Genomic DNA, 25,185 nt, shown 5'->3' on the forward strand with positions numbered 1-25,185 from the left:
AAACACGTTTTTCGCCAGATCGACACCGACGGTCACGACATCCTGCTGCATGGATCAACTCCTAGACGTGGCTCAACGACCACATCATCGCACAGCTACGCTGGTGCAGGGGCCGTCCAACCCATCAGGTCAATTCGGCCCGAATATGAGTAGTGGGCCGACGCTCGGCTCACGATCGAAGGCGCTGCAGCTCAGCCCTGATCTGCTCGGCGGACACCTGGTGGCCGTCAGCACTGCTGAAAGCTCGATCGAGGTAATGTCCAGCAAGGGTGTAATGCGCACGTAGTGCAGCAGGGTCTTGTGCTGCTCGCGCCATTTTCAACTCAGCTTCAGCGCGGGAGCGAAAATAGTCTGTGTCGGCTACGGACATGGCAACCTCCTGATACTCTCATACCATCTAAAGCCGAGTCGCGCCCAAGGTAAAATCAAGGAATTCGTCGCGGCTAGCGTCTTAGCGATGGTGGATGTGCCCATTTTTATGCGGCTCCTAGGCACGATCAGCATGTAATAAGCTTCCTGCCAGCTCCTCCTGGAGTTCGGCACAGGCTGAACACGCATAAGTGACGTCCGCTTCGGCATCAGGCCGGCTGGCTAGGTTAACGGAGGTTCCCTCCGTAGCCTCGCGGCTCCCCCTCGACGACTTCCCGTGTAAAGACCCGGCTGAGGAGAAATCCGAGCGAAACGAACTCAACTGACGCTTGCGGATTTGTCTCTGGAGTTGGCCACGTTGGCACCGGTTTTTCGAGTCATGCCTGTCTTGCCGCCCAAACCTATCTTCTTTGCCATGGTCCGGCGCGCTTCCGAGTAGGTCGTCGCCACCATCGGGTAATCTGCTTTCAATCCGTAACGCTCTCGGTACTCGGATGGGGTTAGGCCGTGGATCGCAAGATGGCGTCGGAGCGTTCTATAGGGCTTGCCGTTGATCAATGAAATAATGTGATCCTTAGACGCAAGAGACTTGCGAACCGACACAGCGGGAACATGTTCAAGCGCTGTTTTTGCTGGCTCTTGGTGCGCCCTGGTGTCCAAAAGCTTCTCAACCGCGCTGTGCATTTCCCGCAAAAAATCCAATACCTGCGTCTCCGAGGCTCGCGTATTTTGGTTGGAAAGCCACGCGGTTGTAAGCTGCACCGCTAGGTCAAGGGTGTCGATTGTCAAATCAGGTTCGGGATTCTCGGACATCATCAACATACTTTCTTGGTAAAGTAGCCTCGCTGCCAGCAAAGCTTGGAATGTTCAAGTTCGCTTGATGGTTAACATATCATAGGGCGGAAGTACCATCCTGCAAGAAGATCCTGAACCAAGACTATTTCAACTCACGGCTTTATAGAAAAGGGCGCCAGTTATTCAGGGTGGGTACAAACACTTTGTCTGGCTGCGAAGCGCAACGCGAACGGTACGCCCCTTTACGACATGCCCTTTCGGCAGTTCGCGACAGAGAATGATAGGCGGAGCCGCTACTATCGCATGAGCGATTTCAACATTTCACTTCTCGGATGAGATTTGTTTGCGCCTTGTGAGCGGGACTGGCATGCCGGGTTCTGCACACGATCCGGAAGATTTCGCGCACAAGCCAGCCATCGCTGCTTGTGGCAGAACGACCAAGCTATCTCAGCGCGCGTCAGAACAGCTTGGGGCTACCTGCCTCACGATCCTGCCTGATTGTTGAAGCTCGGCTGACGGGTCGCCGATCGACGAACTGATTTAGCCGGGTGACTCCTGGGCCTTTCGGGCCGCGCTGGCAGCACTACATTAGAATGATGTTCGCGTCCTTTTTTGAGAGTGCAGCTGCGTTCCTGATCGGAGGTGCGCTCGGTTTTACTTTTGCTACTACGCTAGCTGTAGTGACCAGGCGATGGATCAAGCACCCTTGGTGAGAGGAAGAGCCCCTTCCACTCCAAGGTGGCCGCGGCGAAGCCTCCCCACCCCCTGCGGCCATGCTTTTGCAAGGATGAAGCGGGGCTTGCTCTAAGAGCGACCGCTATTTACCCGGCTCTGCCACGAGTACACGCAGCCCTATCGTGAGCAGCCCCCACCGGGTGGTCCGGGTTTATAGTTAGTGCATTGTCGTCTCGGCCGCCATTGCTGGGCGTAGGTGGAGCGAAGCGGAACCGGAGGCCGGTAATGGCGGTGTTGCCGCTTCCGGGGCCCGCGGTCGGTAGCTCAGGCTGCTATGCGGCCGGACGGTGTTGTAGTGGCACCGCCACGCCTCGATCAGCACCCTAACCGCGACCGCAGGTCGCCATCATCACTACGCCGGGGCGCGTAGGGGAGTGTCCGATATTTTGTGCGTGAGGCCGGTTGTCGTCATCAGATGACGAAGCGCTCACCGAAGATCACGGCGAACTGGCTTTTGGCCTCGCCCCACTCGCGCGGCGGCCGTTTCCATTCGTCCGCCGCGTGATTGAGCACGAGATATAGCAGTTTCATCGCAGCATCGTCACCGGGGAAATGACCGCGGGTCCGGACGGCGCGACGCACCTTCGAGTTCAAGGCCTCGATAGCGTTCGTGGTGTAGATGATCCGCCGCACGCCCTCGGGAAACGCGAAAAACGGGATCACCTGGTCCCAATGTCGTCGCCAGCTCTGGGCGATGGCCGGATGCTTCTTTCCCCAATGGCCTGCCTCGAACGCTTCCAGCGCCGCCAGGCCGGCCTCCGGCGTCTCGGCGCGATAGACACTGCGGAGCGCCTGGGCGATGAGCTTGCGGTCCTTCCAGGACGCAAAGGACATGCTGTTCCGGATCAGATGCACGATGCAGGTTTGAACGATGGTTGCCGGGAAGACGGCGTTGATCGCCTCCGGGAACCCTTTCAGGCCGTCGACGACGGAGATCAGGATATCGGCGACGCCGCGATTCTTGAGCTCGTTCATGACCCTGAGCCAGAATTTGGCACCCTCGGTCTGCTCGATCCAGATGCCGAGCACCTCCTTCGTGCCGTCCGGCTGGATGCCCAGCGCAATGTACACCGCCTTATTGCGGACGAACCCTTCGTCGCGGATCTTCACGCGGATCGCATCGAAGAAGACCAGCGGGTAGCAGCTGTCGAGCGGTCGGCCCTGCCACTCGGCGACCGTCTCCAGCACCGCATCGGTGACCGTCGAGATCAGATCCGGTGATACCTCGATGCCATAGAGTTCCTCGAGATGGCCGCGGATCTCGCGCACCGTCATGCCGCGCGCGTACATCGAGATAATCTTGTCGTCGAAGTCCGGGAAACGCCGCTGATACTTGGCGATCAGCTTGGGATCGAACGTCCCGGCCCGATCACGCGGCACCGCCAGCGTCACCTTCGACGTACCGGTCAACACGGTCTTCCTGGATGACCCGTTGCGCCGATTGATTGCGCCTGCGGCGCCTTCATTCTCCAGATGATCGTCCAGCTCCGCTGACAACATGCGCTCGGAGAGCGCCTTCTTCAGCTCGTCGAGAAGCCCGTCCTTCGCAAACAGATCCTGCGGGTCACGACCCGCAAGCAGCTGGTCCAACATGTCCTTGTCGATTGCCATATCGATGGTCCTTCCCATTCCATCTATGGCCTCACGCACAGAATTCCTGACAGTCCCGCGCGTAGCGCACCGACGTCCTATCCGCGCCAAAGATGGTACATGCCCGACGCTCGCTGATGCCGAACAGCTGCCGAGCATGCCCAACAGCCTTCCGCTGAGCGGCGGGCCTCACCAGTTTTTTGCCGCGACTTCCTTCAGAACCGCATTGTCGAGCATGGCGTCGGCCAGCAGCCGTTTAAGCCGGCCGTTCTCCTCCTCCAGCACCTTCAGCTTGCGCGCCTGCGACACGTCCATGCCGCCGTACTTGGCCTTCCATGCGTACAGAGTGGCGCTGCTGATCCCGTGTTTGCGGCACACGTCGGCGGTCTTCATCCCGTCCTCCTGTTCGCGCAGCACCGCGATGATCTGCTCCTCGCTGAACCCGGTCTTCTTCACGTCCGTCTCCTCACGAAGGCGGACTCTAGCTCAAACTGGCGGAGTTTCAGGGCGCGCTGAACGGCTTTCCCACGAAAACTGCATTTGGCGGGAGGTCTTCGGGACCGGGCTTAGCCGTACCGGAGGCAACGAGTATTTTAATGTCAGGCCAGCGTTCCGCGGCTTCTCTGGCTAGGTCGAAACCGTCTCGTCCGCCCGGCATCTGCACGTCAGTGAAGAGCAGGGTTATGTCGCCGGCGTGCTGTTCCAGTACGCTCATCGACATTCTCTGCTTCGAGAGGACGAAAGCCAGCATCTGAAAGGATGTCGCAGGCATCCATGCGGATGATCCCGTCGTCATCGACGATGAGCGCGAAAGGAGCATCGAAATCATCAGCCATCCGGGAGTAATGACCAGAGGCAGGCTTTGTTCATCACCCCGCCCACGCGACCAGGCGCACGCAATGAGGGCGGTGATTACGGAGTAACAGGACTTTGTTCGATCTGACGCATCACACGATGAAGATCGAACGGCTTTGGCAAGAACGTCGCCCGCTGGGGCAATGCCTCTTGCGGCGCCGGGGCCTGACCGGACACGATGAATAATAGCGTCGGCGGGAAGCGTTCGCGCACGTAGTGGGCGAGCTTCAGCCCATCCATGCGACCGCTGACGGTCGCGTCGATCAGTACCACCCGTATGTCGGTGCGCTGGTCGAGAACCTCCATTGCCTGATCCGCATCCTCCGCCTCGAACACGCGCCAATCGCGCTCCTCGAAAAAAGCGGTCATGTCGAACCGCACCAGCGCTTCGCCTTCAACGATCAGAATGGTGTTGCTGCCGATCGGCTTGCTCTGTCCCACGCCGTCTACTCGTTCACTGTTGCGGCATCTCCAAGCCGCGCTTCCAATTCAAACACCAAACCCTCCGGCCGGTAGTCGGTTGCGGCTTTGCCGCGGAAATAGGAGCGCAGCGACCGCTCGATCAGGGTCGAGCCGAAGCCCTTGCGCGTCGGGGGCGAAACCGGCGGTCCGCCTTGTTCGCGCCAGGCTATCGACAGGATCGCGTCATTGCCTTCCCCCGTGACACTCCATTCGAGCACTACCGTCCCGGCACCGTTCGCTAATGCCCCGTACTTGGCGGCGTTGGTGGCAAGCTCATGCAGCGCCAGCGCAAAGGCGACCGTCACCTCAGGCTTCAGAGTAACAGCGGGGCCGTCGAGCAGAATGCGCTCGCCGATACTGCCATGTGGCGCCAACGCGCGCGTCGCTACCTCATGCAGATCGGCCGAACGCCATGAGCTGCCCGTCAGCACGTCGGTTGCTGCTCCAAGCGCCTCCAGGCGCGCACCGAGATTGTGGCTGGCCGTTTTGGTGTCAGGCGCGGTGCGCAGCGTCTGCGAGGCAACCGACTGGACGACCGCCAGCACGTTCTTGAGGCGGTGCGCCAGCTCGCCGTTCATCAGCCGCATGCCGTCTTCAGCGCGCCGGCGCTCGCGGAAATCGCGGGTGACGGTGCCGTAGCCGATCAGCGCGCCACTGGCGTCGGTGATCGGGAAGACGGAGTAGAGGACAGGGATTAATTCGCCGGTACGAAAGTGCCGGAAGTCCAGCTCGCCCGCCCAATGCCCATCGCGCTCCACCGCGGGCAGAACCTCGCGCGCGACCGTCTCGACCTGCTCGGGCGGGAAGAAGTCAGTGATCGTCAGACGGGTGATGGCGGCATCTTCCAGGCCGACAAGCCGCTTGGCGGCATCGTTCATATAGAACACGCTGCCGTCCGTTCGTGCCATCCCGACGAAATCGGCGCTGTTCTCCGCCAGCCGGACGAAACGCTCGCGCTCCTCCTCGCTGGCGCGCAGCTCGGTAATATCGCGCGAGACAGACAGGATGCGGTCGGGGTGCCCCTCCGGACCCGCGATCGGACTGACCGCGACGTGCCACCATTTGGGCGTGCCCTGATAAGTGTCGGCCTTGCCGATAAAGCTGTGTGCCTCACCTCTACCAGCCGCCTCGACCGCCGCCTTTGCTTCCGCGTTGCCGGCATCCTGCCAGAAGTCAGGCCACGGACAGCCGGCTACGTCGTTGAAGTCGCTGATCTCCATGACGCGCTGGCCGCCCTCGCTCATGAAGGTCAGCTTGCCGTCGAGATCGAGCACCTTGATGCAGTCGGTCGAGCTGCCAAGCACGCCGGACAGGAACGCCTCGCGCTGCGCTGTGACAACCAACGCCTTCTCCCGTTCGTCACGTAGCCTATCGGCATCGAGAAGCGCCGTGCGCAGCGCCTCCACCAGCAGGACCAGCCCAAGCGTGCTCAGCAGAAAAATAACGGAAGCGCCCCAATGGACGGGCGTAAGCAGCAGCGGCAGATCAGGCCGCGCGACCACCAGTCCCGCGCCGATCGCGGACAGGATGGTGGCCAGGACACCGGGACCGCGACCGAGGAACAGCGCGAGCAGCACGACTACCGGTGTGTAGAGGAACCAGGGTGCGGACGATCCGAAGAGGACGACCTGTACGATTGCGACCATTGCGATGACCACAACCGTGAGCCCGTAGCGCAGAGGCTTTGGACGAGGACGTGCGACGGTCAGGTCGCGCAGTCGGTTGAGCAAGGCGGTCGAGATGGACATGGTTCCCCGGCGTGGGGGAGCGCCCCTGCGATCCCGAATATAATGCAGATCGAAAAGAGCGAAAAGCGGCACGCATTGATAAGGGCCGGTGTCACAACCGTCCGGTTTCGACCGGGCTACGCGACCTCGCATTTTCGCGTATTTGGCAGTGTCAAAACCGTATGTCGTAATATGGACGTGCGACGGACTGAGGTAAAAAGGTCTACCTTTCTGCCTGTCGCCCTCGTGGGAACAACGTCGTCACGTTTGCAATGCCGTCCCGACGAGCTAGGGTCACCGACCATGATTGCTGATGAGCAGTTGGCGCCGGAGCATGCTGCGTCACAGCCGGAGGGTTTGGGCGCTAGGGGCCGAGGAAAGCTTCAAAGCCACAGGGGCCTAGCTGCCCAGTTCTGAGGGAAACCCATTGCGGCTAGATCGCCGGTCGGATGCTGAGCGAGCAACGTCACCAGCTCATCCCGCCAGGCTGATGTCGGAGCGACCTGTCTCAGCAGGTAAACGATGAGGACCAGGGCGTTATAGAGCTGGGCTGGAGCACGGGCTGCGGGCGGCTCAAGTGTGCTGACGAGGGCGGCCGGTTTGAAGGGCACCCGCATGCGCAGCAAAAAGCCGCGGTTCCAAAGCCGGGCATGATGCGCGCAGCTGTTTCGGATCGTGGAGAGATGCTTCAGGAGCGGCACGAGCACCGCTTCAGGGAGCCCGAGGGGTTTGGCTATGGCGTTACGCAACCCCCGATCGTCGAGCAGCGCATACCATCGAGAGAGCTGCCCGAACGACATCATCTCCGCCACCATCCACACCGGCGGCATTGCCGGAGTGCTGTAGGTCCGACGATAATGATCGATGTACGTCTCGGGCGAGCTCGCCACGTCGTTGGTTAGGCGGGTCAGGTTGTCGTGGTACTTACCCGGATGATAGTAGAGCGCTGCATCCAGGTAGCCGTGGGGTCCAAACCGCTGCGCCAGCTCGTACGCCCAGCTACCCCGTACAGCGACTTCGATCCGTTCGATTGCATCGAGCACTAGCAGCCGAAGGCGGCGGTCAAAATCGTACAGGGCGGTGACGGTATCGAAGCTGGTGCCCGGCAAGAAACGGGCGCCAGAAGTGCCCTTAGGATATTCGAAGGGCAGCCAGTAGGCGCTCAGGCGGTAGTAGCTGACATGGCGTAACCAGTGCTCGGCCCGCACCACGTCGGGGATTGCCATGCCTTCGGCCTGGAGGTGTTGGAGCTGCTGCGCGATCGTCGTCGCGGGTTTTGTGAAGGGGCGTGGCACCCATCCCGCTTAGCAGGGCAAAAAAAGACCCGCCAAGTGTGCATACCCTTGCGGGCAGAGGCCTGGCGGGTTCGATTAACCCCGAGATATGAGCGAAAACCCAACAAAGCAATAACGACTAGCCCGTTTTTGGGGCGGCCCCTTGCAGCAGCTACGATCTGGCCGTTCTTCACCGAATCCAAGCATGAATCGATGAGCTACCATCGAGCATGCTGAGCGGGGTGGGCGTGATCCAGTCGGCGCCCAACACGGGATAAGGTCCGTAGAACAAGTCGCCAAGAGCGCGTCGATAGTGCGCATTCATCCAGCGCCGGCGCCGATGCTCCGGGCCATCGTGGATCATGTGACACCGCTGGCACAGTGCCGCCAGCTGGTGGAGCGTGCTGTCGCTAGGGTCGTGGTTAAGGTGCGCACAGGCCAGCACCACCGGCGTCCACGCACCGTGCACCAGGATGTCCTCTGTCGGCCGTCGCACGCGTCGACCTTGGCCATCGCGCCAGCAATGCCGCTTCCGGTCCCACCATCGTCCATCCCGCATATGGAATACTTTTTGCCCATGGGGGCGCCCGCAATGCTCGCAGCATCCCCCTGCCCGCACGAAGCGCACATGATGCGAGAGCTGGGGCCAGTCGATCGGATACAGGAACACATGTTCGGGACGGATCGGCATCAGGCCTCCCCCTCCGGCGCGTCGGGCTGCGGGGTGGTCAGCATCACGGGGTCAATGCTGCGGCGGTCAGCGCCCGGTAGAGCGTGGCATGGTGACACTTGAGGAGCTTGGCCGCTTCCCGCACCGACGTGCCCTCGCTCACCAACCATTCGCCAAGGGCAATCTGATCGGGGGTGAGCTTGGGCGGGCGGCCGAACCGGACCCCCCTCGCCTTCGCCGCGACCCGCCCGCTGCTGGTGCGCTGGTGGATCAGCTCGCGCTCGAACTCGGCGATGCCGGCGAACACGGTCAGCACCATGCGACCCGCAGGCGAGGTCGTATCCGCCCAAGGCTCGGCCAGCGAGCGCAGGCCGGCGCCGACCTCCTTCAGCTTCTCGGCAATGTCGAGCAGGTCGCGAGTGGAGCGTGCGAGCCGGTCGAGCCGCGTCACCACCACCGTGTCATCGTCGCGCAGCTGCTCGATCATTTTGGCCAACTCGGGCCGGTCACGCTTCGCGCCCGACACCTTTTCCTCGAACGTCCGCTTGCACCCCGCCTCCTTTAACGCGGCGCGTTGCAACCGGAGATCTTGGTCATCAGTGGACACACGGGCGTAGCCGATCAGCATGTCGCAAAACTGTATCAGAAAACAAATATTATGCTATCGACTTTTGCGACGCCAGCGTACGAGAGAATACGAGCGTTGAGGGCGCTGTCGCGAAACTCAGGACATTCGCGACTGGCGCGGCAACTCGTGATACATAAGGTCATCGGCAAAGGTGAGGATCGGTCCAGTCCGAAACCTGCCTCGCCCACCGAGCGTTTTTCGCTAAGCTTGCAATCCGGAGCCTCTCAGTATGTCAAAGCCACTCTCCCCCGAAACGATGGCGTTGGTCAAAGCGACGGCTCCGGCGCTCCAGCAGCATGGCGTGGATATCACCACGCGCATGTACCAGCGCTTGTTCGTCGATCCCGAGATCAAGGCTTTGTTCGACATGGCGGCTCACGAGTCCGGCGCTCAGCCGAAGCGGCTTGCCGCGGCGATCCTCGCCTTTGCGCAGAATGTCGATAAGCTGGACGCATTGAAGCCTGCGATCGAACGCATCGCCGCGCGCCATGTCGAGACCCATATCAAGTCCGAACACTATCCTGCGGTCGCCAACGCGCTCCTGCCGGCGATTCGTGACGTACTGGGCGAGGCTGCAACCGACGACATTCTGAACGCGTGGGGCGAGGCCTACTGGTTCCTGGCGGATATTCTCATCAACCGGGAGGTAGAGCTTTACGAAGCCGAGGAGGCATGAGCGCTGCCGCCACCAGCCTTCCAGAGGGGCTGGAATGCTACAAGCGAACGGACACCTTCACCCAAGACACGGTTCCCAAGGGACTGCTCAACGATCATTCGACCAAACCGGGAGTGTGGGGTCTCATCAAGGTGGAGAGCGGCAGCCTGAGCTACCGGGTGACGGATCCCCGGCGAGAGCCATTCGAGACGGTGCTCACGCCTGAAATGGAGCCAGGGATCGTCGAGCCCACCATTCTGCATCATATCGCACCGCTCGGCTCGGCCTGCTTCCATGTTGAGTTCTACCGGGCGCACCGGCAGGACACTATCGGTGGGAACGAGGGCTGAGCGTTACGCTGTGAATTTGGGAGAACGCCCTTCGTGACAAATTCCTTGGGTTTAGGGCCAAGGGTCCCCTCTATGGCATGATCGAACGTCAGCGCGAGCAGTCGGATCTAATCAAGCGCGCTTGGCCCGAGCCTTTCAGGAACTGACCCGACTCGTCCCACCGGGCGTTGCAGCGCTGCAAGCGGTGGAGAAGAGCGGTAATCTCAAGACCGCCATGCTGATGAAGACGCCTCGACGGACAGATCAGCGTGGTTCCCTTAGACAAGTAGCAGGTGCTCTCGCTCACTACGTCGTGAGCCGCCGTTTCGCAGCCCGAATGTGTCACGCAGCTAATCCGCGCAGACGGGAACCCGGCTCATCGTCATCCCGGCGCCCCCGAAACCCGGCGTAGCACGGTTGACCCAGCGTACCTTTTTGCAGTTCCGCTTTCCTGTGGCACGGGGCCGGGCAGTTGCTGAACCTTCTGATCCGCTCTTTGCTCTCGCTTGTCGATCGAGCCAGCGGTCAGCACTTCGCTGGCCGTCGTTCACGAGACGACGGCGATACTCCGCTTTGTTAGCCTTCCATGCAGCCTGACGTTCAGCAAGCGTAAGCGGCCGTTGCGCGGCGGCCGAGCCGATAGATGTTGGTTGCTGCGCCAGCGCAGACGTCGCCGTGCACAACAATGGCCCTGCAATCCCTGCCAGAACTATGTGCTTGATCATTCCTATCTCCACATGGCTCAGCCATTCAACGCCAAGTTCTGAGAAACCTTCCTACTCAATGGTTCTCTTCAGCTCGATATCGAAACCTCCGTCTTCCTGAGCTTGCAGTCGTAGTTGTCCAATAAGCGTGTTTCGGTCTTGGAACTCGCAGGTGGTCGCCGATTGAGGGTTTCGGCTGATCGAGCCTCCAGAGCGACGCACAACCTCTGCAACTTCGCCGCCGCAGCGAAGCACGGACACCCGGTAACGGCGATCCCGGTTGTCCAGCAGCAGGAAGAGCGCGTTGCCAGCACCTAGCACGGGGCCTTCAAGCTGAATGATATACCGATGATCCTTTGCATCCTGGTTCAGGCGCGCCACGATTGCTCGGACCGGCATCTGGGGACCATCCAATCGGAGAGAGCCGTCAGGCTGTCGTGAGATACCCACTATTTCGCCCGTTTCGGCCGTCTCGCCTTCTGCCTCAATCCTGTAGCGACCATCAGGAATGACGTTCACAGCGTCTGACGCGGTGAACCATGGCGCGCCCGTCCAACAGCCGGACAAGGGCAGCAACAACGCCGCAGCTACGAGGATGCGGTTCATCCTTCCTCGTCACCCTTCCATGCATCATGGTGGCAAGTGTCACCACCACCGGTTGAACCAATGATCGTTTTGGCGCGAAAGTCGTAGGTGTCGTGAAAGGCCTTGCGCCTCTTTTGACCGGCACGCTGCCAATATACCGTGCGAACGACGACATGACCGTTCCTCACATGGGTAGCGAAAGCGTCCTCTGGTCCTTTGTCGTCCTGGGTGCGGCTCAGGAACAGCATCTTTCCGGCGGTAGAGATCTTCACGATTTTCGTCCGCCCATGGCGGAGGAGGTCGTTACCCCGAACCTCGTAAAAACTCGCGTGAAGGCTGGGACTGCCGCCATCCATCTCGTGGCAATCCATCATTAGTTTCGGGCTTTGTGCACCGGCTGAAACAGCCGTCGAGCTTAGCAGGAGGATTGCCATGATGGCGATCAGACGTGACTGCATGGAATCTCCAGAGGGTAGCCTTGTCGATCGTATCGACCTAATAATGCCCAAGACTGCGACACACCTGCTAAGCGACTAAGCTACTAATATATTGAGCGCTCGAGTTGCTAGGCGCTGTTGGTTCATGAGGCTCTGGCAGCCATGGTTTTCCGAGGCCGTCCGCCCTTGCGGCCATTCTCGCGTGAAGCGGCAACCTTGGCGGCGGTGCGCGACCGTCCCCCTTCGGCACCGAGCTGGCGGGCCATCCATCGCTTCGATCCGAACACGCCCTGCAGGAGGGCGGGCACATAAAGGTCCGCGTCGAGCCTGGGCCAGTGCAGACCGAGCCCGGCGGGGCTGATCTCGATTTCGGCCAGGTTGTCGGGCGAGGCACCCGCCAACCCTTCCGCGAGCTGGGTCGGAAAGGTCAGTTCGACGCCGGTGTTGAGTGCTACGACCACCCGCGAACGCCGGCGATCATAGCGCGCCGATACGGCATGACCGGCCTCGCGCTGCGCCGCCATGCGCTTTTCCGCCTTCGCCAGATCGCGCTCAGTAATCGCCATGTATCGTCCTCCATTCCGCGCACAGGGCGGCGATCGCGGCCGCCAAGGCTCGGCGATGTAATTCAGGTCGGCCAGTCTGAACCCGTAGCTCTCGCGCAGCTCCGGCGGACCGCCGGGGCAATGCAGGTTGAACACCGCCTCACCGTCCGCGCCCTTTACATGGACGTGCGCCGGCCGATGATCGTTTGGCCAGATCACGACCCGCAGGCCGTCTATGCGCAGAACGGCAGGCATGGCCGATCCTACCAGAAACCCAAGCGCTAGGGAATAGTTACATGGCGGCGCGTCCCTGCGGGACCGCGCTCTATTTCGGCTCGCGCTCCGACCGAGCCGCCGTGCCGTCGTCTCGTACCTGCCGGGTGACGATCGCTCGCGTGGGCGGGCCTGCCCGCCAGATGGTCGCCGGCGATGCCGGCGAAGATACTCGCCAAGAGGAAAGTGGGGCGCTGCCCCCCTCTCCCAGCAACGGCAATCAGCCGGGCCGTGGCTCGGCTGTGCCTGCGCCCGCACCACCCCGGCAGATTCCCGCTGCCCCCTCACCCCCTGCTGTTCGCCACGAGGCAGGGCCGATGGCCGAGGCCATCGCCCCGAGGGCGATTTGAAGGGAGCAGGACATGGAGCAGGACAATCGCGAAAGCTGGCTGAACCGGGTGGCGGCCGGCATAGCACCGCTGTTTAACCAATCGGTCCCACTCGGTGGGGACAGAACAGATCCGCACGTCAGCCGTGCGGGCGCATGACCACCTTAATGACGCCTGCCTCCTTGTCCCGAAACCTGGCGTACATTTCCGGCGCGTCCTCGAGGCTTGCCGGGTGGGTAATCACGAAACTGGGATCGATTGCACCGGTTACGATCTTCTCCAGCAACGGCTTGGTGTAGCGCTGGACGTGGGTCTGACCGAGCTTGATCGTCAGTCCCTTGTTCATTGCCGCCCCGAGTGGCAGCTTGTCGGCCATGCCGACATATACGCCAGGGACGGACACCGTGCCTCCCTTGCGACAATTCATGATGGCTTGGCGCAGCACATGCACCCGATCAGTGGCGAGCATCATGCTCGCCTTAACCTTGTCCATCACCGCATCGGCCGCGCCATGAGCTGAGGCCTCGCAGCCGACCGCATCTATGCAGCTGTCCGGGCCACGTCCCTTGGTCCGCGCCTGCAACTCGTCATAGACATCGGTCTCGGCGAAGTTGATCGTCTCGGCGCCGCCCGCCTCGGCCATGGCGAGCCGCTCGGGCACCTCGTCGATCGCGATCACTCGGCCCGCGCCCATCATCAGGGCCGAGCGGATGGCGAACTGGCCGACCGGTCCGCAGCCCCAGACCGCGACGGTGTCGCCGGGCTCGATCTGTGCGTTCTCGGCGGCCATGTAGCCGGTCGGAAATATGTCGGACAGAAACAGCGCCTGCTCGTCCGTGACGTTGTCGGGGATCTTGATCGGACCAAAGTCGGCCATCGGCACGCGCAGATATTCCGCCTGACCGCCGCAGTAGCCGCCCAGCATGTGGCTGAAGCCGAACAGCCCTGCGGGCGAATGGCCCATCGCCTTGGCTGCCATCTCGGCGTTCGGATTCGTCCGGTCGCAAGCGGCGAACAGGCCTTTCTTGCAGAACCAGCAATCGCCGCAGCTGATCGTGAAGGGTACGACGACACGGTCGCCGATCTTCAGGTTCGTCACCTCGGAGCCAAGCGCCACGACCTCGCCCATATTTTCGTGGCCGAGGATGTCACCTGCCTCCATCGTAGGCTGGTATCCATCGAGCAGGTGAAGGTCGGAACCGCAAATGGCGCATGCCGTGACCTTGATGATGGCATCGCGCGGGTGCTTGATTTCGGGATCCGCGACGGTGTCGACGCGAACGTCGCCCTTACCGTGCCAGCATAGTGCGCGCATAATTCTCTCCATCACACGGCTGATCCAACCGTCGGGAACTAGTCCGAAGGCCTCAACGCGCTTGGCCGTGGTCGGATCCCGCCTTCTTGGACAGTTTGGCGGCTGAGTTAAGCTAAACCCGGTTGTCGTTTATGCCGCCTGCTTGATCATCAGATCATGGGGGGCATGCCCCCCATGATCTGATAGCCCGTTCCGTCGATAGGCCTCGGCCGGCGTTCTGCCAGCAAGGCTCGAGTGCGGACGCTGGGTGTTGTAATAGGTAATCTATCGAGCTGACCGAGCTGGGATGGCGTCAGGTGCGGGAGGTAGCGCGGGCTTGGACCGAGACGCCCAGCCTGATCGTGACCTCTCCCTATCTTCGCACCCGGCAGACGGCCCAAGCGACGATCCAGCGCTTTCCGACCGTCCCGGTGGAGGTGTGGCCGATTGAGGAGTTTCTATCTCCACCCCTCCCGGCGGAACGGCACACGCAGCAGCGAGCGAATGCCCCATCTGGAGCGCTACTGGACCGACGCCGATCCCGCCTATTGCGACGGCGAGGGTACGGAAAGCTTCGGGGCATTGCTTCGCCGTGCCGAAGCGGCGCTTGCGCGCCTCGCCACCCTGCCCTCCCCCGGCCTCGCCGCTCAAGGATCAGCGGGAGACGATGGAGCGGCCGTTCTTCTCGCTTCAGAAGCGCAAGCGGGTGAAGCCGATCGAATATAGCAGTCCGGACGACGAAAACGTGGGTCAAGATCGAGGCGATCCCGGCATACGGTATCGCGACGATATGGGACGCCGATATTCTCATATGGGCCGCCTCGACACTCAACCGGATGCGGGAGCAGGGGGTCAACGATCTTCCGCGGACGCTTAGAACCACGTCCTATGACCTGCTGAGTCAGGCAGCCGTATTCGCAGTCTAGATCGAACTTAAATTGTCGTGGGCACGCGCATGTCATGCTGTCGATGCGCGAGGTGGGTTCGGCAAGAAGAACCGCGACTGGAACAGCAATGAGCATCTGAAGAGCTGGCGTGAGGCATGGGCGGCTCATGTGAATGAGCGCATGGCCGAGCTGGGATTGGAAGGTCAGCCGCGATCTTCTCGCCGTTCTCGCGCGCGATCCGCAGATGATCGTCCGCGCGTTCGGCATCCTCACCGCGGTCGAGGCGGCGCATGCCCGCCGACCCGATCTTGTGCTGCGGCTCAAGCTCGATGCCCTGGTCGGCATAGGAGCGATGGTCGACCCGACCCGCGCATTGCGCTCGACGGGATCACGCGGCAGCAATCGACCTTCACCACCCGTGACCTGGCGATGTTCGTCCACCGGCACAGCGATGGCAAGGAGCAGTTCGACCGGGTGATGGCGGCGGTGCGCGCCAGTCCCGAGCTGGTGGCGCTGGGCAAGGACGGGCGGGACCAGGACCGCTTCACGTCCCGCGACATGATCGCGACTGAGGCGCGGCTTGAGCGGGCGGGGGACGAGCTTGCCAGGCAGCGGATGCACGGGCTCCCGACGTCTGTGGTGGCAGAAAGGGAGTTCTTCGCCGGGAGCCCCGGTCTGGTGCTCAGTGAGGAGCAGCAGGCCGCTTTCGAGAAAGTAACAGGACCGGAAGGACTGGCAAGCGTCATCGGCTAAGCAGCGGCTCGCAGGCGTGCGTCATCTGTTCGATTGGCTGGTCACAGGCCAAGTCTTGCCGATGAACCCGGCCGCGTCCGTGCGGGGGCCGACGCACAGCGTCCGGCGCGGCAAGACACCAGTGCTGGCCCCCGAAGAGGCACGGCGACTACTGGACGCGATCGGGCGCTGATCGGGCTGATGGTCTATTCGTTCGCACGGATCGGCGCGACGCTGGCGATGCGCGTGGAGGACGTGTTCGTGCAGAATCGGCGCCTCTGGGTGCGGCTGCACGAGAAAGGTGGCAAACGCCACGAAATGCCGTGTCACCATAATCTGGAGGAATATCTGGCCGCCTATCTCGATGGATGTGAGCTGCGCGAGGATAGGAAGGGGTCACTTTTCCGTACGATTGCACGTGGGACTAAGCGATTAAGCGATACCCCCCTCCCCCAGGCCAATGCCTTTCAGATGGTGCGCCGACGTGCGGCTGCGGCTGGCATCGAGACGGCGATCGGCAACCACTCTTTCCACGCGACCGGGATCACTGCCTATCTGAAAAATGGCGGACGCTGGAGCGCGCCGCAACGATGGCGAACCATGCCTCCACGCGCACTACCCAGCTCTATGATCGCCGCCCAGACGACGTGACGCTGGACGAGGTGGAGCGCGTGCTAATCTAGGCGACGCTATGCACGTGGCCGCAGTTATTGCTCTTGATAATCTTGAAGGTGTTGGCGGTCACTGCGGAAATATCCGCCTTCGATGTAGCCCACCAGCCACGATGCTGAAACTTGCCCTCCCTGCGTGTACGCGGATTTGTTTCTGGTAGAATCCACGGCGCTCAGCAGGCCAATCAGCTCCTCACCAGTGACCCCGGGATTGGCTTCAGCGACCGTGTATATCTTCCCAAAAATGCTTGTCCGAGAAAGCGGTTCTCTCGGGCCTGTCAATCGGCGTCCAAAAGGGACCCCCTTCGTCGAGCAGTGTGACGGGTATGACGAGCGCGCCGTTCGCGCTGGTTGTGGCGTAGGGCGGGCGTAGCCCGACCGGAGGCGCAACCAGCGCGAAGCGTTCTCTGCGAGGTGCCCCAGGCGTCAGCTGCGGTGCTTGAAGCGCCAGCTGTCGTTGCCGGTCTCGACGATGTCGCAGTGGTGGGTAATGCGGTCGAGCAGCGCGGTGGTCATCTTGGGGTCGCCGAAGACGGTCGGCCACTCGCCAAAGGCGAGGTTCGTCGTGACGATGACCGAGGTGCGCTCGAACGGCGTGCCTAAGCCACCAAACTTTGGTTCCCCGTCCGCAGCAGGTAAACGTAATGCGAACCACCACCAGAGACGGCGATGAGAGGGGCCAAATCGGCACGATCCCTTATCAGCTGGGCGCTCATAACCTGCCCTACGCCAGAATTTGCAGCCCATGCTTCTGGACGATCGACAGAAGCTTGAGCGCCGCCCCACTGGGCTTTTTCGCGCCTGTTTCCCACTTCTCAACCGTGCTTTCGCTGGTGTTGAGATAGCGGGCGAACACCGGTTGGCTCACCTTGTTGGTTTCGCGGAGCTGCTTGATGTCAGCAGGCGCGATGACCGGTGGCACGGCCAAACAGGATTCGTCGAAGTCACGCATGGTAGCCTTGTCGATCGTGCCGACCCGATACATGCCCGAGGCGGCGCTGTGGATCGCCTCAAACGCATCGCTCTTGAACTTACGCGTTGCCGTCATTGCATATCTCCACCAATTCCTTTGCCGTCAGCTCCCGCTCAATCTCGTCGTCTGTCTTTCGATCATAAAGCTCGGCGAGCTGGCGGAATGCCTTCAACTCAGGATCATCTATGTTGGCCCGATCCTTCTTCGCGAAGAGATAGGTATAAACCCAGTGGCGCCGTCCCTTGGCGAGGATGATGCTCCGGTGCCGGTTCTTATTCAGGCGCTTCTTGAACACGCCCCCGCCAAGATCGTCAGCCTGACCCTTCATCACCTCCTGGATGGCCTCGCACAGCTCATCATCCTTGATGAGCGCCTTACGTGCCGCCTTTGCAAACCAAGCGGTCTTGAAGGTCCGCACGGTTTCAACAGCATCGTTCATAAGGAACATGTAGCACTCAGTGCTATGGCTGACAAGGGAGGTATGGCAGTGCCCATCCCACTGCATGGCGCTGTCGATCTAGCTCGCTCTGCGTCCTAAAGCTCGCACACAGTCTTAGCCTGTCGGCTAAGGAGTTGGTGCGAAACTCAGGACTTTGGCGACGGGTTACCGCTGTGGCGCAACCGCGATGCTCGACAGATCGGTTGCCGCATCAACGGGCATGCCGGATTGCTTGCGTTCGGAGTAGCGATCGACCAGCTGGGCGGCATGGGGTCGCATCAGCACGGTGAAGCGCACCAGCTCCTCCATCACGTCCACGATACGATCGTAATAGCTCGACGGCTTCATGCGACCGGCTTCATCGAACTCCTGGTAGGCCATCGCCACCGAGGACTGGTTCGGGATGGTGAACATCCGCATCCAACGGCCGAGCAGGCGCAGCGTGTTGACCGCGTTGAACGACTGCGACCCGCCGGACACCTGCATCACGGCCAGCGTCCGTCCCTGGGCCGGGCGCATGCCTTTCATCTCCAGCGGCAGATGATCGATCTGCGCCTTCATGACGCCGGTGATCTGGCCGTGCCGCTCCGGACTGCACCATACCTGGCCCTCTGACCACAGCGCCAGCTCGCGAAGCTCGTGGACCGCGGGATGATCGTCGCCCGCTATCTGATCGGGCAGCGGCAGCGTCGAGGGATCGAAGATGCGTGTCTCGGCATCAAACAGGCGCAGCAGGCGGGCGGCCTCCTCGACCGCGAAACGAGAGAACGACCGCTCGCGCAGTGATCCGTAGAGCAGCAGGATGCGCGGCGCGGGGTCAGTCGGGCCGAGGCCCAGCGCCGGGCGCTCGCGGACGAACGCCGGATCGAGCGCCGGCAGATGGTCAGGTTCGGACAAGTCGCGGAGAGGCATCAGGCAATCCCAATTCGCAGCGCGAGGGCCGCAAGCGTGATGAGCAGGACGGGGACGGTAAGCGTCACCCCGACGCGGAAGTAATAGCCCCAGCCGATCCGCACGCCCTTCTGGCCAAGGACGTGGAGCCATAGCAGCGTCGCGAGCGACCCGATCGGTGTCAGCTTGGGGCCAAGGTCGCAGCCGATCACATTGGCGTAGATCATCGCTTCCTTGATCGCGCCCGTAGCATTGGTGGCGTCGATCGACAGCGCGCCCACCAGCACGGTCGGCATGTTGTTCATCACCGACGACAGGGCAGCCGCGATCACGCCGGTGCCAAGCGCCGCGCCCCACACACCACCTTGCGCGGTGCGATCGAGCAGCGCGGCCAGGTCGTCCGTAAGGCCCGCATTTCGCAGGCCATAGACGACGAGGTACATGCCCAACGAGAAGATCACGACCTGCCACGGCGCACCGCGCAGCACCTTGCCAGTCTGGATCACATGGCCCCGCCCTGCGATCACCAGCAGCAGGATCGCACCGGCAGCAGCGACGGCACTGACCGGTACGCCGAGCGGTTCGAGCAGGAAGAAGCCGGCGAGCAGCAGCGCCAGAACGATCCACCCAGCCCGAAAGGTCGCGGCGTCGCGGATCGCTTCGCCGGGTTGCCGGAGCTGCCCCACGTCATAGGTGCCCGGTATGTCCCGCCGGAAGAACAGCAGCAGCGCGCCCAGCGTGGCGACGATCGACACCAGATCGACCGGCACCATCACGGACGCATATTCGCCGAAGCCGATCCCGAAGAAGTCGGCCGACACGATGTTGACGAGGTTGGAGACGACCAGCGGCAGGCTGGCGGTGTCAGCGATGAAGCCGGCCGCCATGACGAAGGCGAGCATCGCCTTGGGTCCGTATCCCAGCGCCCGCAGCATGGCGATGACGATGGGCGTCAGGATCAGCGCCGCACCGTCATTGGCGAATAGTGCGGACACCGCAGCGCCAAGCAGGACGACGAGCGCGAACAGCAGTTTGCCGTTGCCCCTGCCCCAGCGAGCGACATGAAGCGCCGCCCATTCGAAGAATCCGGCTTCATCGAGCAGCAGGCTGATGACGATGATCGCCACGAACGCACCCGTCGCGTTCCAGACGATGTCCCACACCACGGGCACGTCCGACAGCGAGACGACCCCCACCAGCAGCGCCACGACAGCGCCGCCCATCGCGCTCCACCCGATGCCCAGCCCCTTGGGTTGCCAGATGACGAGCGTGATCGTGGCGACGAAGATCAGGACGGCGAGCAGCATCAGCCGAGGGGCTGGCCCGACGCGTCCACCACCTGTTCGCCGTCCTCCTTCGCGAAGGCGCCGAGTTGGGGGGGCGGCAGCAGATCAAGCACCGCCTCGGAGGGGCGGCAGAGCTTCACGCCCAAGGGCGAGACGACGAGTGGCCGATTGATGAGGATCGGATGCGCCATCATCGCATCCACCAGCGCCTCATCGGACAACGAGGCGTCGTTCAGGCCCAGCTCCGCAAAAGGGGTGCCCTTCTCGCGCAGCATATCGCGCGGCGTCATGCCGGCGCGGTCGATCAGTTCGACCAGCAACGCGCGCGAAGGCGGGGTTTTCAGATACTCGACGACGTGCGGCTTGATGCCGGCATTGCGGATCAGGCCGAGGGCGTTGCGCGACGTGCCGCACTCGGGATTGTGATAGATGACGATATCGACGGCCACGGCGCGTCCTTTCAGCAGCACGGGGTGAGTTCGGCGACAAGAGGCGCGCACAGCTCAGGCGAGCCGGCACAGCAATCCTTGATCAGGAACAGCGTCAGCGCCCGCAGCCCGCCCAGATCGGCGCGGTAGATGATTGAGCGGCTCTGCCGTTCGGAGCGCACAAGGCCGGCACGCGCAAGGATGCCGAGATGTGCAGACATGGTGTTTTGCGGCACATCGAGTTGGCGGGCGATTTCGCCGGCAGCCATGCCATCTGGTTCATGGCGCACCAGCAGCTTGAAGGTATCCAGGCGAGTGCCTTGTGCAAGCGCCCCCAAGGCTGAGATGGCCGAATCGATATCCATATATCTAGGATGGCAGATATATTCCCGGCGTGAAAGCCGGGACTGTTGCGACGTTCGGACGTCAGGATCTGCGCGACAAGCCATGAGCTGGGTCGTTCACATGTGGGATTGCTATCCTGACCACATGTCCTCTACCCATCATGTTCACACGCGAACACGTTCAGGTGGCTACATGAAGACCATATCTATTATCAGCCAGAAGGGCGGAGCGGGTAAGACCACGCTTGCCATCCACCTTGCCGGCGCTGCCACCAGTGCGGGTCTGTCTGCGCTGATTCTCGACGCGGACCCGCAAGCGACCGCCAGCCAGTGGAATCACTGGCGAGGAGGCGCGGACCCTGAGGTCGTGGACTGTGCCTCCCCTACCCTCCTTCCGCGCAAGGTGCAGCAAGCGGCCGATCTAGGCGCGGACCTGGTCATTATCGACACGCCCCCACACGCGGACATTATGGCGCGCGAGGCGTGCAAGGCCGCGGACCTGATCCTCATTCCGTGCCGTCCCCAGGCCTTCGACTTGTCAGCGGTCGAAACGACGGCCGAGCTGGTGAAGGCAGCAGGCAAGCCGGCCTTCGTGCTCTTCATGGGCGGCCCTCAGCGTGCACCAACTACTTACCGGGACGCGCGCGAGTTGATCGAAGGCAGTGAAGGCGTTGAGGGCATGGGCGTGCCGGTCGCGCCCGTCATGCTTACTATGCGCGCGATCTATCACCACAGCACGGCGCAAGGGAAAACCGCGATGGAGGCGGAGCCGGACGGCAAGGCGGCGGAGGAGATTGCGGCGCTATGGACGTGGACACGAGAACGTGTGAACCTGTCCACAGGTAAGAAGAGCAGGAAGAAGCGAGGCTGACATGAGCAAATTTGGTGCCATGAGGCAGCAGCGCGCAGAACGCGCGAAGGTCGAGCCGAGCGCCTTGGTTCCTCCCATCGATGACGCGGCGCCGGTGCGATCGGCAGCGCGGCAGGGAAAGAAGGCGGTGAGCGCATACTTCAGCCCGGAGGTCAGCCGGGGCCTAAACGTGCTAGCGGCGGAGAACGGAACTACCCTCCAGGCCTTGATGGGCGAGGCGATCGACCTCCTGATGCGCCAGTACGGCAAGCACCCGTTCGGGGAACGGTGACGCAGCTCCGAAAGAGGAGAGGTGAAACATCTATGGGTGAGCCGCTGCCTCCCGGCGAGCGTCTGCCGGGCCGCATGGCGCATTATGTTCGCGGTCACGCCCGGCAGCGCACTAGTGCGCGCATCAAAGGCCCTATCCTGACGGCGCTTAATGCAGGCAGCCGTGTCGAGATCCTGATCACGACCCCTGGACACAGCGTGGAACGGGCTTCCGGTGCTGACCGCGCCAGGATTGGAAGCGGGGTTGATCCGAATGATCCGGCCGGATTGGAACATGCAAGGGCTGGGTGAGTGACCGTCATTTGAGGGGACACCCAGATCGCGGTCAGCCCATGTGTTAACGTGTGAACATGTTATCAGGACAGCGCGTGAACACGACCACCTGTAAACTTGGTCGAAAGCCTATCGGTGAGTTTTAGGGTAGCGGCTCACCTTTCGGCTGGGACGCTAAAATCCACGAGCACCGGCAGCTCGGCTGCCAGCCCGCGCATCTTGGCGCGACGGACGACGCTGTGCTGGTCGATCAGGCTTTGCGCGTCCCGCTTCCCGCTGGAGGTTTTCGGGAACCAGTGGAGCGCGATCCGCTCGACCTTGCGGCCCTTTTTGATGGGGGTGAAATCGACGTAAAAGGGGCAGAGCTTGTTGATCTCCTCTACCGCTACCTTGAGGCAGTATTTATTGAGATCGGCGAACCGCTCCAGCTTGCCAGCGGGCACGTTGAGCAGCCCGCGCAGCTCCTCAATCGTAAATTCCTCTGTCTGCTTGTATTCGAGGCCGATCCGCCGCTCGATCATCTCGTAGAGACAGAGGGCGTATTTTGACTCGAAGCAATACATCACCTGCGTTTTGAGACGGGCATACACCTCGCTGTTCCGCAGGATTTCGATCAGTTCCTCAGGGATGCGGTAATGGAGGAAGCCGTCCTTCTCCAAGCTTTCGTCGCTCGGGCCGAGGAGCTGTACACGGCGCTTGTAGCTCTTGCCGCTCTTGCGGATGGTGACGATCGCGATCGTGCCCATCAGGCGGAGCAGGGAGGCCTCAATCCGCTCGTTACCCTGATGCGTGCCTTTCAGCGCCGATTTGGCAATCCGATGGACGATCGGTTCGCCGATCCGCTCCCAGGCATTGGCGATCAGCAGATTGTAGGTGCGGCGATCGGCAAGGGTGAGGGGACTTAGCTCGACAATGTCGACCAGCTCGCCCGGCTTTACGATCTCGCCGTAATGAGAGGGATTGAAGGGGTTGCCCTTGCCTCGCTGAGTTAGGGTGCGGAACGATCCATCTGCAAGCGCGGGTTGGGGCATGGGCGTGTCTCAAAGGTGAGTGATAGCTATTGCTGCGCTCACCTTAACATGAAAAGTGAGGTGGACAATCCACTCGGCTCGCCGATCTACGGTGAGGAGATACCCGAAAACTCACCGTCGAATTTCTAGATACCCTAAGGCTCACCAGAATCGACCCGAACGCTCACCTTAATACGCCCCAAGGCTCACCGTTGATTACCCCAAGGCTCACGCGAATCGGCCCGAACCCTCACCATTAGAGCTAATTTCCGCCAGTTTTCCGCGGGTTTCGAGCATCTGAATCTTGAATCTAGAAGAATAATTGAATCAGAAGGCCACAGTGAGCTTTGGGGTAGGCTGCCCTGTGCACAAAGGGCAGAAAGATGCGGAATTGGCCTATCGGCCAATGCGCTTTCGATCCGTGCCGGCTATCGCCGCCACCAGAGCGGCCTATCGGCCGCAGGGCTTCCGGGAGAAGCCAGGCAAAACCGGCGGTTTGTGCCTTCAGCGTTCCGCCGGCGGAAAGGGTGGTGAGGCGCTACCCCAAAACTCACCGTTCGATTTTCCATGAACGGGTGTGTGCGATCACGCCGGATCGAACAGGCCGGCAAACTCGCGCTGGTCATAGTAGCGAACCTTGCTGGCCCAGAGCGGGCGTTCGCCCTGGCGCAGCAGCAGGAGGGTGTCGGCCGGCATCCGCATGATTTCGTCGGGCGTGACGAGCCGCCGCGTCGTGACATGCGTGCTGACGCTTTCCGAGGGGCCGGCGCGATTGTCACCCCAGCCAGTGCCCCGCGACGTGCCGAGGGTCGCATATTCCAGCGTCGTGTCGCCAATCGTGCGCGAGAGCATGTCGGCGGTGGCATGATCGTTGACCCCGAACGTCTGGATCACGCCGGCATTGGACAGGAACGTGCCGGCGCGCTCGCCGTAGAGCGCGCGCAGCTGGTGCATGTCCTGGAGGATCGGCCAGAGCTGGAGGCCATAGCCCGCCATCAGCCCCATCGCGCGCTCCACCGGCTCCAGTCGGCCGAGCGCGGCGAACTCATCGAGCAGGAACAGCACAGGGCTTGTCGGCCGGGCAGGGGACCGCGCCATGTCGGTGACGGCCTGGGCGACCAGCAGCCGCAGCCAGCGCGCATAGGTCTCGAGCCGGTCGGGCGGCAGGCACAGGAACACGGTGCCGGGTCGCTCCTTCAGGTCCGCGAACCGGAAATCGGACGTGGACGTGCTTTCGACCAGGCGCGGGCTGTCGAGAAAGTGGGTGTGGCGCTGCGCCGAGGACAGCACGCCGGCGGCCTCGCGATCGGATTTGCCGAGCTGGCGGTTGGCGGCGCGTGCGATCAGGCCATGCGCGCCGCTGCTGGCCTGCATGTCCGCCAGCAGTGCGGCAATGCCGGCGGGATCGCGCGTGAGCTTGTCGCGCACCGTGGCGAGCGTCACTTGGGACACGGGCTCGTGGACGACGGTGTGCAGGATCACGCCGGCGATCAGCGCCTTGGCTTCCTCGTTCCAGTGCGCCTCGCCCGATTGCCCCGGCGCGTCGTGGACCAGCGCGTCCGCGATTGTCTGCGCATCTTCCGCGAGGTCCGGGCTTGCCGGGTCGAGCTGCGCCAGCGGGTTGTAGCGGGCCGCAGGACGCCCGGAGACGCCGAAGGGGTCCAAGCACCACACAAGGCCCTTCCTGGCCCTTGCACGGGCCGTGACGCGGGCATTCTCGCCTTTTGGAGGGCATAGCGTGGATGGTACGCTAAACAACGCTAAGGGCGAACAATCAGCGAACGCTTAGGCGGCGCGGCTATCCGGCGGCAGATTGAGGGCCTTGCGGCCAGCGGAAGCGGCTGCTCGATCCCA

General features: G+C 62.1%; 28 protein-coding genes and 6 pseudogenes. 10 read left to right on the forward strand and 24 right to left on the reverse strand.

Annotated features, from left to right (window positions below; genetic code table 11):
* A partial coding sequence (locus CA236_RS18975) for a hypothetical protein (RefSeq protein WP_206430619.1) occupies nt 1-286 on the forward strand: 286 nt, incomplete at its 5' end.
* Between the two features lie 401 nt (nt 287-687).
* Here the strand turns inward: CA236_RS18975 and CA236_RS17455 are convergent.
* The 10 genes and pseudogenes from CA236_RS17455 to CA236_RS17500 form a co-directional block, all read right to left on the reverse strand.
* Nucleotides 688-1,182: a MucR family transcriptional regulator gene (locus tag CA236_RS17455; protein WP_125946586.1), complete on the reverse strand. Its 495-nt coding sequence runs from the start codon at nt 1,180-1,182 to the stop codon at nt 688-690.
* 874 nt (nt 1,183-2,056) lie between these two features.
* Nucleotides 2,057-2,224: pseudogene (locus tag CA236_RS17460) on the reverse strand (integrase core domain-containing protein); the annotation flags it as partial.
* Nucleotides 2,225-2,310: 86 nt separating this feature from the next.
* Nucleotides 2,311-3,510, reverse strand: coding sequence for an IS256 family transposase (locus CA236_RS17465; RefSeq protein ID WP_125946582.1), 1,200 nt, complete (start codon nt 3,508-3,510; stop codon nt 2,311-2,313).
* A 61-nt stretch (nt 3,511-3,571) separates the two neighbouring features.
* Nucleotides 3,572-3,945 (reverse strand): annotated as a pseudogene (locus CA236_RS17470) (transposase); the annotation flags it as partial.
* A 209-nt stretch (nt 3,946-4,154) separates the two neighbouring features.
* Entirely contained in the window at nt 4,155-4,325 is a 171-nt protein-coding gene (locus tag CA236_RS18980) for a hypothetical protein (RefSeq protein WP_197075308.1), read from the reverse strand.
* A gap of 76 nt (nt 4,326-4,401) precedes the next feature.
* On the reverse strand, nt 4,402-4,785 hold the full coding sequence (locus CA236_RS17480) for a response regulator (protein ID WP_125946583.1): 384 nt from the start codon (nt 4,783-4,785) through the stop codon (nt 4,402-4,404).
* A 5-nt stretch (nt 4,786-4,790) separates the two neighbouring features.
* On the reverse strand, nt 4,791-6,554 hold the full coding sequence (locus CA236_RS17485) for a PAS domain-containing protein (protein WP_125946584.1): 1,764 nt from the start codon (nt 6,552-6,554) through the stop codon (nt 4,791-4,793).
* Between the two features lie 362 nt (nt 6,555-6,916).
* Entirely contained in the window at nt 6,917-7,828 is a 912-nt protein-coding gene (locus CA236_RS17490) for an Abi family protein (protein WP_046407084.1), read from the reverse strand.
* A gap of 169 nt (nt 7,829-7,997) precedes the next feature.
* Complete coding sequence (locus CA236_RS17495) at nt 7,998-8,498, reverse strand: hypothetical protein (protein WP_046407082.1); 501 nt, start codon at nt 8,496-8,498, stop codon at nt 7,998-8,000.
* A gap of 43 nt (nt 8,499-8,541) precedes the next feature.
* Nucleotides 8,542-9,105 carry a recombinase family protein gene (locus CA236_RS17500; RefSeq protein ID WP_046407080.1) on the reverse strand — a complete coding sequence of 188 codons (564 nt, stop codon included), beginning with the start codon at nt 9,103-9,105 and terminating at the stop codon, nt 8,542-8,544.
* Nucleotides 9,106-9,334: 229 nt separating this feature from the next.
* Here CA236_RS17500 and CA236_RS17505 point away from each other — a divergent pair, with 229 nt between their 5' ends.
* Entirely contained in the window at nt 9,335-9,781 is a 447-nt protein-coding gene (locus CA236_RS17505; protein WP_046407078.1) for a globin domain-containing protein, read from the forward strand.
* Entirely contained in the window at nt 9,778-10,110 is a 333-nt protein-coding gene (locus CA236_RS17510; RefSeq protein ID WP_046407076.1) for a DUF1971 domain-containing protein, read from the forward strand. The genes CA236_RS17505 and CA236_RS17510 overlap by 4 nt, the downstream gene beginning before the upstream one ends.
* Before the next feature lie 755 nt (nt 10,111-10,865).
* Here the strand turns inward: CA236_RS17510 and CA236_RS17515 are convergent.
* From CA236_RS17515 to CA236_RS19190, 5 genes and pseudogenes are all read right to left on the reverse strand, one after another.
* On the reverse strand, nt 10,866-11,399 hold the full coding sequence (locus tag CA236_RS17515; protein WP_046407074.1) for a hypothetical protein: 534 nt from the start codon (nt 11,397-11,399) through the stop codon (nt 10,866-10,868).
* Nucleotides 11,396-11,836 (reverse strand): hypothetical protein, encoded by a 441-nt coding sequence (locus CA236_RS17520; RefSeq protein ID WP_046407072.1) that lies wholly within the window; start codon nt 11,834-11,836, stop codon nt 11,396-11,398. The genes CA236_RS17515 and CA236_RS17520 overlap by 4 nt, the downstream gene beginning before the upstream one ends.
* Nucleotides 11,837-11,958: 122 nt before the next feature.
* On the reverse strand, nt 11,959-12,615 hold the full coding sequence (locus CA236_RS19185; protein ID WP_231621827.1) for a DUF2442 domain-containing protein: 657 nt from the start codon (nt 12,613-12,615) through the stop codon (nt 11,959-11,961).
* Between the two features lie 486 nt (nt 12,616-13,101).
* Entirely contained in the window at nt 13,102-14,277 is a 1,176-nt protein-coding gene (locus CA236_RS17540) for a zinc-dependent alcohol dehydrogenase (RefSeq protein WP_046407070.1), read from the reverse strand.
* A gap of 129 nt (nt 14,278-14,406) precedes the next feature.
* Nucleotides 14,407-14,559 (reverse strand): annotated as a pseudogene (locus CA236_RS19190) (integrase core domain-containing protein); the annotation flags it as partial.
* A 14-nt stretch (nt 14,560-14,573) separates the two neighbouring features.
* On the opposite strand from CA236_RS19190, the gene CA236_RS17545 reads away from it, so the two are divergent.
* The 5 genes and pseudogenes from CA236_RS17545 to CA236_RS17565 all read left to right on the forward strand — a co-directional run.
* Nucleotides 14,574-14,966, forward strand: a complete 393-nt coding sequence (locus tag CA236_RS17545; RefSeq protein WP_241212739.1) for a hypothetical protein — start codon at nt 14,574-14,576, stop codon at nt 14,964-14,966.
* Nucleotides 14,900-15,155, forward strand: a pseudogene (locus CA236_RS17550) (replication initiator protein A); the annotation flags it as partial. The gene CA236_RS17545 and the pseudogene CA236_RS17550, both read left to right, overlap by 67 nt.
* A 160-nt stretch (nt 15,156-15,315) precedes the next feature.
* Nucleotides 15,316-15,621 (forward strand): hypothetical protein, encoded by a 306-nt coding sequence (locus CA236_RS17555; protein ID WP_046407067.1) that lies wholly within the window; start codon nt 15,316-15,318, stop codon nt 15,619-15,621.
* Nucleotides 15,573-15,896: a hypothetical protein gene (locus tag CA236_RS17560; protein WP_082102650.1), complete on the forward strand. Its 324-nt coding sequence runs from the start codon at nt 15,573-15,575 to the stop codon at nt 15,894-15,896. The genes CA236_RS17555 and CA236_RS17560 overlap by 49 nt, the downstream gene beginning before the upstream one ends.
* Nucleotides 15,895-16,558 (forward strand): annotated as a pseudogene (locus tag CA236_RS17565) (tyrosine-type recombinase/integrase); the annotation flags it as partial. The gene CA236_RS17560 and the pseudogene CA236_RS17565, both read left to right, overlap by 2 nt.
* Before the next feature lie 414 nt (nt 16,559-16,972).
* On the opposite strand, the pseudogene CA236_RS17570 reads toward CA236_RS17565, so the two are convergent.
* From CA236_RS17570 to CA236_RS17600, 7 genes and pseudogenes are all read right to left on the reverse strand, one after another.
* A pseudogene (locus CA236_RS17570) lies at nt 16,973-17,137 on the reverse strand (ATP-binding protein); the annotation flags it as partial.
* Between the two features lie 133 nt (nt 17,138-17,270).
* Complete coding sequence (locus tag CA236_RS17575) at nt 17,271-17,594, reverse strand: DNA-binding transcriptional regulator (RefSeq protein WP_046407064.1); 324 nt, start codon at nt 17,592-17,594, stop codon at nt 17,271-17,273.
* Nucleotides 17,578-17,958 (reverse strand): type II toxin-antitoxin system RelE/ParE family toxin, encoded by a 381-nt coding sequence (locus tag CA236_RS17580; protein ID WP_046407062.1) that lies wholly within the window; start codon nt 17,956-17,958, stop codon nt 17,578-17,580. The genes CA236_RS17575 and CA236_RS17580 overlap by 17 nt, the downstream gene beginning before the upstream one ends.
* A 165-nt stretch (nt 17,959-18,123) precedes the next feature.
* Nucleotides 18,124-18,870: an arsenical resistance protein ArsH gene (gene arsH / locus CA236_RS17585; RefSeq protein WP_046407060.1), complete on the reverse strand. Its 747-nt coding sequence runs from the start codon at nt 18,868-18,870 to the stop codon at nt 18,124-18,126.
* On the reverse strand, nt 18,870-20,156 hold the full coding sequence (locus CA236_RS17590; RefSeq protein WP_046407058.1) for an arsenic transporter: 1,287 nt from the start codon (nt 20,154-20,156) through the stop codon (nt 18,870-18,872). The genes arsH and CA236_RS17590 overlap by 1 nt, the downstream gene beginning before the upstream one ends.
* Nucleotides 20,156-20,584, reverse strand: a complete 429-nt coding sequence (arsC, locus tag CA236_RS17595) for an arsenate reductase (glutaredoxin) (RefSeq protein WP_046407099.1) — start codon at nt 20,582-20,584, stop codon at nt 20,156-20,158. Before arsC ends, CA236_RS17590 begins: the two co-directional genes overlap by 1 nt.
* An 11-nt stretch (nt 20,585-20,595) precedes the next feature.
* Nucleotides 20,596-20,928 carry a metalloregulator ArsR/SmtB family transcription factor gene (locus tag CA236_RS17600; RefSeq protein WP_046407056.1) on the reverse strand — a complete coding sequence of 111 codons (333 nt, stop codon included), beginning with the start codon at nt 20,926-20,928 and terminating at the stop codon, nt 20,596-20,598.
* A gap of 172 nt (nt 20,929-21,100) precedes the next feature.
* Between CA236_RS17600 and parA the strand changes: the two genes are divergently transcribed.
* The gene (gene parA / locus CA236_RS17605; RefSeq protein ID WP_046407054.1) at nt 21,101-21,778 is read left to right on the forward strand and encodes a ParA family partition ATPase; all 678 of its coding nucleotides are present in this window, start codon (nt 21,101-21,103) and stop codon (nt 21,776-21,778) included.
* Between the two features lies 1 nt (nt 21,779).
* Nucleotides 21,780-22,049, forward strand: a complete 270-nt coding sequence (locus CA236_RS17610; protein ID WP_046407052.1) for a ribbon-helix-helix domain-containing protein — start codon at nt 21,780-21,782, stop codon at nt 22,047-22,049.
* A 427-nt stretch (nt 22,050-22,476) separates the two neighbouring features.
* On the opposite strand, the gene CA236_RS17615 is transcribed toward CA236_RS17610, so the two are convergent.
* Complete coding sequence (locus tag CA236_RS17615; protein ID WP_052742377.1) at nt 22,477-23,352, reverse strand: replication initiation protein; 876 nt, start codon at nt 23,350-23,352, stop codon at nt 22,477-22,479.
* A gap of 564 nt (nt 23,353-23,916) precedes the next feature.
* The gene (locus CA236_RS17620) at nt 23,917-25,089 is read right to left on the reverse strand and encodes a type IV secretory system conjugative DNA transfer family protein (protein WP_125946585.1); all 1,173 of its coding nucleotides are present in this window, start codon (nt 25,087-25,089) and stop codon (nt 23,917-23,919) included.
* Nucleotides 25,090-25,185: the final 96 nt, after the last annotated feature.

Origin of the sequence: Sphingomonas sp. ABOLG (assembly GCF_003950435.1) — a bacterium.
Lineage (GTDB): Bacteria > Pseudomonadota > Alphaproteobacteria > Sphingomonadales > Sphingomonadaceae > Sphingomonas > Sphingomonas panaciterrae.